The organism is Streptomyces sp. NRRL WC-3549, from assembly GCF_000721935.1.
Taxonomy (GTDB): Bacteria; Actinomycetota; Actinomycetes; order Streptomycetales; family Streptomycetaceae; genus Streptomyces.
This window is the reverse complement of the sequence record NZ_KL585387.1, coordinates 210990-216585: the sequence shown is the minus strand read 5'-3', so window position 1 is coordinate 216585 and position 5596 is coordinate 210990. Positions and strand designations below refer to the sequence as shown.

The following is a 5596-nucleotide window of genomic DNA, read 5'->3' as shown; positions in this document are numbered from 1 at the left end:
CGGCCGCCACGCCTGGCGCGGCCTGGCGGCGGTGCGGCACCCGGACGACCCGTACGACGTCCGCAGCGGGACGGGCCTGGGCCGCCGTCTGCTCTTCCAGCAGGTCGTGGAGCCGAAGACGGTGAAGAACCGCCTCCACATCGACGTCCACACCGAGCCCGGACAGCGCGAGGAGGAGGTGGCCCGACTGGTACGGCTCGGGGCGAGCGTGCTGGACACCATCGAGGAGCCGAGCGGCTCGTGGCAGGTCCTCCTGGACCCGGAGGGCAACGAGTTCTGCGTGCACTGAGGGGCGGAGATCACGCCCCGGGCGCGCCGCCCTCGGGGAACAGGTGCGGATGCCCCCTCCTCGCCAGCTCCCACAAGGCCGCCCTCGTGGGGTCGACGACGTCCCAGCTGTGCCCGGAGGAGTGCTCGGCGAACAGCTCGCACGCGTCCCCCTCGTCGTCCACCTCCGGACACCACGCGAACGGCGCCAGCCGGGTACGCCGTTCGTTCCAGCGGGCCCATACGCCACCGCTCTCGCCGTCCAGGTCCCACAGCAGCGTGCCGTGGTCGGCGGCGTGCCCCTCGCCGAGTTCGCACAGGACGTACGCCGGTTCCGGGTCCGCCAGCAAGGCCGTGAGGTGGCGCGGCGGGCTCAGCAGGACGAAGGCGGTGCACTGGTCCACGGTTCAGCCCCTCCGGGTCATGACGGGTCCTGCGGAACGGTCACGGCGGCGGCGCCTCACAGCCGCTCCCCCGCGCTCCGGCGGTTGGCGATGGCCGTCGCCGCGTGCAGGTGCTCCCTGGCGTCGGCGGGCCGTACGTGTGCGGGGTCGGCCTCCCACTCGACCCCGCCCCTGACGGGCCGCAGCGACCAGTACGGGCCGGCGACGCCCCGGAACTCGCCGACCCGGTCGCCGCGTCGGGTGTCCACCACGAGCGTGCCGGGGGCCGGGACGGGTGGGGGTGCGGGGCGGTCGGACAGTTCACGCTCGACGGGCATGACCGTTCCTCTCCGTAGTCGTTCCACTACCTAGAGGCTCAGCATTGACCTAGAGTCAGGGGTGCTTCAACGTTCTGGATGCGGAGGAAGTGTTGGTAAACCGCAAGGAGTTGAACCCGGACGCGGGCCCGGCAGCGGCGTTCGGCGCGCGTTTGCGCAGCTCACGCGAGGCGCGCGGCTGGAATCAGGACGAGTTCGGCGTACGCATCGGGTACTCGGGACGCCATGTCTCGGGCGTGGAAACCGGCCACAAACCGCCGACCCGCAGGTTTTCGCTCGCCACTGACACTGCGTTAGGACTGGAGGGAACCGACGACTCGTTCGAACGCGCGTGGCGGGATCTGCGGCACGGCGTACTTCTCCAGGGCTTTCCCGAGTACGTGAGACTCGAAGGCCGAGCGGTGGAGATCAAGTTTTTCGAGGTGGGAGTGATTCCCAGCCTGCTTCAGACGTCGGCCTATGCCCAGGCTCTGGACGCCAGCGCGGTCGCGCGGGGCGCCATCACGACCGATCAGGCCGAGGAACGGCTCTCGCTCCTCCTGGACCGCCAGGCCGCGCTGATGCGCCCCGTACCACCTCTGGTCGTCGCGGTGCTGGACGAAAGCTGCGTCCGGAGACCCGTTGGAGGGGCCACCGCCATGGACGCGCAGCTGCAACACCTCGTCGACTTCGCCGAGCAGCCGAACACCATGCTTCAGCTCGCCCCCTACAGCATGGGTGAACACCGGCCCTTCAACCGAGCGGTGAACCTGTTGACCCTCGCGGACCGGTCGGTGGTCTCCTATGTCGAGTCCCAGACCCGAGGGCATCTGGACCGTGAACTGGCCTCAGCCGTACCGCTGATGAGGGACTACCATCAGCTCCAGGCCATGTCTCTGTCGCAGACGGCCTCCGTGGACATGATCCACCAGCTACGAAAGGGCACCTCGTGACGACCGACTCCGCGACCCCCGCCTGGGTCAAATCCTCCTACAGCGGCAACGGCGGCACCTGCGTCGAGTGGGCCCCCGGCCACGCGGCCACCACCGGCGCGGTCCCCGTCCGCGACTCCAAGAACCCCGGCGGCCCCGTCCTCACCCTCCCCGCCACCGCCTTCGCGTCCTTCGTGACCGGCGTCAAGGCCGGAGAGTTCGACACCGTCTGAGCCACACCCCAACCGGACCACCGCGAAAGGGCACCCCGTGACGAACGATTCCCTCCGCTGGTACAAGTCCTCCTACAGCGACAACGGCGGCACCTGCGTCGAGTGGGCCCCCGGCCACGCGGCCACCACCGGCGCGGTCCCCGTCCGCGACTCCAAGAACCCCGGCGGCCCCGTCCTCACCGTCCCCGCCACCGCCTTCACCGCCTTCGTGACCGGCGTCAAGGCCGGAAAGCTCGACGCCGCCTGAGCGGTGAGCACCGCAGCACAGCCGGAGCCCTGTCCGCAAGACGGGGCTCCGGGCGTCTCTAGGCTGATCCCATGGTCATGCCACCCGCCTTCGCCCTCGTCGCCACGGACCTGGACGGCACCCTCCTGCGCTCCGACGACACCGTGAGCCGCCGCACCCGGGCCGCCCTGGCCCGCGCCACCGCGGCCGGTGCGCTCCATCTCGTCGTGACCGGACGGCCGGTGCCGAACATACGGGCCCTCCTCGCCGACCTCGGCTACGAAGGCATCGCCGTATGCGGCCAGGGCACCCAGGTGTACGACGCCGGATCGGCCCGGATGCTGCACTCCGTGACGCTGGACCGGGAGCTGGCCGAGACGGCGCTCGGCAAGATCGAGGCCGAGGCCGGAGAGGTGTTCGCCGCCGTGGACCAGGACGGTCACGACGGCCTGACACTGATCGAGCGGGGCTACCGCATGCCGCACGCGTCGCTGCCCGCCCGGACGGTGACCCGGCGGAGCGAACTCTTCGCGGCTCCGGTCATCAAGGTCCTGGTGCGCCACCCGGAGCTGACGGACGACGAACTGACCGCCCTGGCCCGTGCGGCCGTGGGTGATCTCGCCTCCGTGACGATGGCGGGCCCCGGCACCGTGGAACTGGCGCCGTACGGGGTGGACAAGGGCACCGGACTCGCCCTGGCCACCGAGGAGATGGACCGCGACCCCGCCGAGGCGGTCGCCTTCGGGGACATGCCCAACGACCTGCCGATGTTCCGGCTCTGCGGCCATGGCGTGGCGATGGCCGGCGCCCACCCCGAACTCGTGGCGGAGGCGGACGAGATCACCTTGTCGAACGAGGACGACGGGGTCGCGGTCGTATTGGAGCGCCTCTTCGGCTGAATGGCCCGGAACCGGCTGGAAACGCCCGGTGCGACCCCGCACGGCGGGTGGCCGGAAAGAACCCGGTCGACCGCGCCCCGGTGGGCGCCGGGCGGTCCCGCACGGCCCGGCGCCGGGACCTTCCTCAGCCGTCACCCCCGGGGCCGGAACGGGCAACGGCCCCCGGGGAGGTGTCCCGGGAGCCGTCCACCACCGCGTCCAGGGAACGCAGGACGTGGTCCACCAGCGCGGCGACCGTCGCCTCGTCCTGGGGCGGCTTGCGCAGCACGTGGCGGTAGTAGACCGGGCCGTAGAGCATTTCCACGGCCAGCGGCAGATCCGCGTCCGCCGGTATCTGCCCCTGGTCCCGCGCCTTCCGCAACCGGGCCTCGGCCGCCGAGAAGCGCGGGCCGACCAGCTGTTCCTGGACGGCCTCGGCCAGGGCGTCGTCGTAGTGCACCTCGGAGAGGATTCCGGCGTACGCCGGTCCGTAGGGCGGCGTGGAGGCGATCCTCACCGCGCTGTTGATGTGCGTACGGAGGTCGAGCGCGATGTCACCGGTGTCGACGAACGGCGTGGCGCCGACGAACGCGTCGATGAACGCCTCCAGCAGGACGGCCCCCTTCGACGGCCACCAGCGGTAGATCGTCTTCTTGCTCACGCCGGCGCGGGCCGCGATGGCCTCCACGGTGACCCGGCCGTACCCCTTCTCCGTGCACAGTTCCAGGGCGGCGTCGAGCGTCGCCCGTCGTGATCTCTCGCTGCGGCGCAGGGAACTCTGCGATGTGATCATTCGGTGAGCATAGGGGGATACCGGCCACCGCTTGTTGACAGGTCGTCGCCAAAAGTCGAACAATGACGTGGCGGAAACGGAACGTACCGTGTCGTGACGTTTCGCCTCTACCGTTCGTGCCGTTCGTGCCGCGACGAGCCGATCGGGGGACGGCTCGACCGGCCGACGGTACGGACGGACGGCTCCCGGCGGGAGGGTCACCGCTCAGACGGTGACGTCCCTCGTCGTGACCCCCAGGGCGGTCGATTCGACGAGGCCCCTCAGCATGCGGATCGTCGTGGTCCCGCCCGAACCGTGGGCCCGAAGAAACCGAAGACGCTGCCGTCGAGCCCGTCGACCGCCAGCCGGCCGCCGCGGTACCGCTTGGTGAGCCCTCCGGCCCGATGAGGGCGTTCCCGCCCGGCACGGTGTCCGTCTCCCGGCTCTGTCTCTTATACACATCCGCTGTGCGGTCGTGTCCTACCGGGCGGTGTCGGCCGCCTTCACCAGTGCGTCCTTGGTGACGGCGCCGACGTAGACCTTGCCGTCGTCGGTCAGCAGGGCGTTGACCAGGCGGGTCCGGAAGACCGTGCCCGTGCCGAAGTCTCCGGTCACCTTGTCGCCGAACGAGCCCAGGAGGCCCAGCGCCTCGGTGGGTACGCCGGTGGTGTCCGCACCGGTGAGCCCCGCGGCGCCGCCGGCCGCGTCGATCTCGGCGACCGAGGTCCAGCCCTCGCCGATGACGTTGACGGAGCCGAGGTCGCCCAGTCCCGCCAGGTCCTTGTGGAAGGCGCCGGCGCTCTGGTCGTTCGCGTCCTCCGCGAGCTCGTCGGCCTCGGTCACCACGGCGCCCTTCGGCGGGGTGAAGGAGAAGGCGGAGGCGTCGGGCTTCGCGAAGTCGACGTGGGTGAAGCCGGCGTCGACGACCGCCTTGCCGCCGCCGCTGGGCGCCAGGGTGAACTTCAGCGGGAGGCCGTTCTCGGCGTCCACCGCGACCCTGACCGACCCGACCGTCGAACCGGACTGCTTGGGCTTGATCAGCAGCTGGTACGCGTCGCGCCCCGCCACCCGCGCCGTGCCGTCGACCGTGACGGAGGTGGTGTCACCCACGGCGGCGAGCGCCTTCTCGGCCATCTCCTTGGGGGTGCCGGGCACGGCCTGGTGCGCCGCTCCGTCCTCGGCCCCGCCCTCCGCCCGCTGGTGGAAGACCTTGTCGCTCCCGCTGTCGTACGCCCAGACGTCGTCGCCGTTGTGGACGATGCTGTACTCGGTGCCCTTGCCCAGGACCGACAGGCGCTGACGGTCGGGGCCGTCGGCCGCCAGCCGGAGCGTGTGCGTGCCCGAGGCGAGCTCCGTCAGCCGGTCCTCGGGCGCGGCGCTCGACCTGTCCGCGCCTCCCGCCCCGCCCGGCAGGAGCGAGTCCGTCAGCCCGCCGAAGGACGGGATGCCCAGGTCGGTGCTGATCTTCAGGGTGCCGGAGAGCCGCTGCTCGTCCGAGGCCGCGATCTTCTCGACGAGTTCCTGTGCCGTGATCTCCGGCAGGTCCGGGTCGCCGGAGGCGGCGAGTGCCGGAACGAGTCCGATCGTC

At 71.2% G+C, this 5596-nt stretch carries 9 protein-coding genes and 1 pseudogene; 5 read left to right on the top strand and 5 right to left on the bottom strand.

Annotation, left to right across the window (positions count from 1 at the left end; all coding sequences use genetic code 11):
- The coding region (locus tag IH13_RS0106395; RefSeq protein WP_031081776.1) for a VOC family protein at positions 1–289 on the top strand (289 nt) is incomplete at its 5' end.
- 10 nt (positions 290–299) lie between these two features.
- Here the strand turns inward: IH13_RS0106395 and IH13_RS0106390 are convergent.
- Together IH13_RS0106390 and IH13_RS0106385 are read right to left on the bottom strand one after the other, a co-directional pair.
- Positions 300–671, bottom strand: coding sequence for a hypothetical protein (locus IH13_RS0106390; protein WP_031081774.1), 372 nt, complete (start codon positions 669–671; stop codon positions 300–302).
- 56 nt (positions 672–727) lie between these two features.
- On the bottom strand, positions 728–988 hold the full coding sequence (locus IH13_RS0106385) for a hypothetical protein (RefSeq protein ID WP_031081773.1): 261 nt from the start codon (positions 986–988) through the stop codon (positions 728–730).
- Between the two features lie 92 nt (positions 989–1080).
- Between IH13_RS0106385 and IH13_RS0106380 the strand changes: the two genes are divergently transcribed.
- The 4 genes from IH13_RS0106380 to IH13_RS0106365 all read left to right on the top strand — a co-directional run bounded on the left by IH13_RS0106380 (position 1081) and on the right by IH13_RS0106365 (position 3257).
- On the top strand, positions 1081–1920 hold the full coding sequence (locus IH13_RS0106380) for a helix-turn-helix domain-containing protein (protein WP_031081771.1): 840 nt from the start codon (positions 1081–1083) through the stop codon (positions 1918–1920).
- Positions 1917–2132, top strand: a complete 216-nt coding sequence (locus IH13_RS0106375) for a DUF397 domain-containing protein (RefSeq protein WP_031081769.1) — start codon at positions 1917–1919, stop codon at positions 2130–2132. The genes IH13_RS0106380 and IH13_RS0106375 overlap by 4 nt, the downstream gene beginning before the upstream one ends.
- Before the next feature lie 37 nt (positions 2133–2169).
- Entirely contained in the window at positions 2170–2379 is a 210-nt protein-coding gene (locus IH13_RS0106370; protein ID WP_031081767.1) for a DUF397 domain-containing protein, read from the top strand.
- A 71-nt stretch (positions 2380–2450) separates the two neighbouring features.
- Positions 2451–3257, top strand: a complete 807-nt coding sequence (locus tag IH13_RS0106365) for an HAD family hydrolase (protein ID WP_031081765.1) — start codon at positions 2451–2453, stop codon at positions 3255–3257.
- A gap of 124 nt (positions 3258–3381) precedes the next feature.
- Here IH13_RS0106365 and IH13_RS0106360 read toward each other — a convergent pair whose 3' ends face one another.
- The 3 genes and pseudogenes from IH13_RS0106360 to IH13_RS36860 all read right to left on the bottom strand — a co-directional run.
- Complete coding sequence (locus tag IH13_RS0106360; RefSeq protein ID WP_037840829.1) at positions 3382–4029, bottom strand: TetR/AcrR family transcriptional regulator; 648 nt, start codon at positions 4027–4029, stop codon at positions 3382–3384.
- Between the two features lie 237 nt (positions 4030–4266).
- Positions 4267–4442: pseudogene (locus IH13_RS44385) on the bottom strand (ABC transporter ATP-binding protein); the annotation flags it as partial.
- A gap of 46 nt (positions 4443–4488) precedes the next feature.
- The coding region (locus tag IH13_RS36860; protein WP_031081762.1) for a LolA family protein at positions 4489–5596 on the bottom strand (1108 nt) is incomplete at its 5' end.

Coding starts and splice junctions, on each gene's coding strand:
- IH13_RS0106360 (WP_037840829.1), bottom strand. CDS start 4,029: ATGATCACATCGCAGAGTTCCCTGCGCCGCAGCGAGAGATCACGACGG.
- IH13_RS0106365 (WP_031081765.1), top strand. CDS start 2,451: ATGGTCATGCCACCCGCCTTCGCCCTCGTCGCCACGGACCTGGACGGC.
- IH13_RS0106385 (WP_031081773.1), bottom strand. CDS start 988: ATGCCCGTCGAGCGTGAACTGTCCGACCGCCCCGCACCCCCACCCGTC.